Raw genomic sequence first — 1,340 nt, forward strand, 5'->3', positions numbered from 1 at the left:
GCTAGAGCGTAAACTGGTTGGATTGACGCGCTAGCGTCAAGATAAACACCTGAAATGGCTCGCTCAATCAAAGGCTAGCGCCTCAAGCGAAAAGCTGAGGCGCTAGATCCCCAGATCGGGGCTGGTGGCCTGCCAGCCTTCGCCGGTATGGTCACAAAAGATCGGGAGGGCGTGCGCGGTGCGCCCTTCCTTGGGCAGCCCCATGAGTTCGCGCATGGCCCGGAACACGCCGCCATGCGCCACCAGCAGCACCGGCCCCTGCTGCGTTTTCAAGATTCGCGTTAATACCGTCTCGACGCGCCGGGTGAGCGCAGCGAAGCTCTCCGCCCCGTCCGGCGTGGCGCGGCCTTCCAGCCAGTCCGGAAACCAGGGCAGCAAGGGCTCACCTTCCATGCTGCCGAAGGCGACCTCGCGCAGATCCGGCTCGATGCTGAGCGGCAGGCGCAGGAATTCATTGATGATCTCCGCCGTCTGGCGGGCGCGCTGCAGGGGCGAGGCGATGATGGCGGTGATCTCCTGCCCCGCCAGCAACGGGCCGGCGCGCTCCGCCTGGGCGCGGCCAGTGGCATTCAAGCCAGCATCGATGCCCGCCCCCTGGGCGAGCCGGGCGGCATTCAGGTCGGTTTCGCCATGGCGAAGGAACCAGAAGGGCCGCGCCGGCAAGGCCATGTTCAGCTCAACCCCTCGCTGGCCAGAGCGCGCTGCACGGCCGGGCGGGCGCGCATGCGTTCCAGATGCGATGCCAGTGCCGGCGGCAGCGTCATCTTGGCGCGCTGCACCCCCCAATGGGTCAAATAGAACAAGGCCGCATCGGCGATCGAGAGATCCCCCAGCAGATAGGCCTTGGCGCCAAGGCTCTGCGCCAGCTGCTTGAAGCCGGCCTCCACAATCTCGCGCCCGGTGCGCTGCACGGCGGGTTCATCCGCCGTGGTCGGGGTGAAATTCGCCGGGCGGAAGATGCGGGTGAAGCCGCGCATATGCACGGTGGCGACCATGTAATCCAGCAATTCCAGCGCCTTCACTTCGCCTTCCAGGGTGGTGGGCAGCAGATGCGCTTCAGGATTGGTCTTCGCCAGATACCAGGCCACGGCCGGCCATTCGGTGATCACGCTGCCATCCTCCAGCGCCAGAGCCGGCACCTTGGATTTCGGGTTCAGTGAAATGAAGGGCTCCTTATATTGCGCCCCGGAGGCGAGATCGACCTTCACCAGCTCGAACGGCTTGCCGATTTCCTCGAGGATCACATGGATGCCAAGCGAGCAGGCATTCGGGGAATAAAAGAGTTTCATGATGGCTCCCAGCAAATCGCGGCCCTGTGGCCGCCGCCGGGGGAGTTTAGG

2 protein-coding genes are annotated in these 1,340 nt (G+C 64.9%); both read right to left on the reverse strand.

What is annotated here, in order from left to right:
• Positions 1-102: 102 nt before the first annotated feature.
• The gene (locus MXAZACID_RS07095) at positions 103-669 is read right to left on the reverse strand and encodes a histidine phosphatase family protein (RefSeq protein WP_008493530.1); all 567 of its coding nucleotides are present in this window, start codon (positions 667-669) and stop codon (positions 103-105) included.
• Between the two features lie 2 nt (positions 670-671).
• A complete protein-coding gene (locus MXAZACID_RS07100) occupies positions 672-1,289 on the reverse strand; it encodes a glutathione S-transferase family protein (protein ID WP_008493532.1) in 618 nt (205 codons plus the stop codon).
• Between the last annotated feature and the right edge of the window lie 51 nt (positions 1,290-1,340).

Source organism: Acidocella sp. MX-AZ02 (genome assembly GCF_000306035.1).
Lineage (GTDB): Bacteria > Pseudomonadota > Alphaproteobacteria > Acetobacterales > Acetobacteraceae > Acidocella > Acidocella facilis.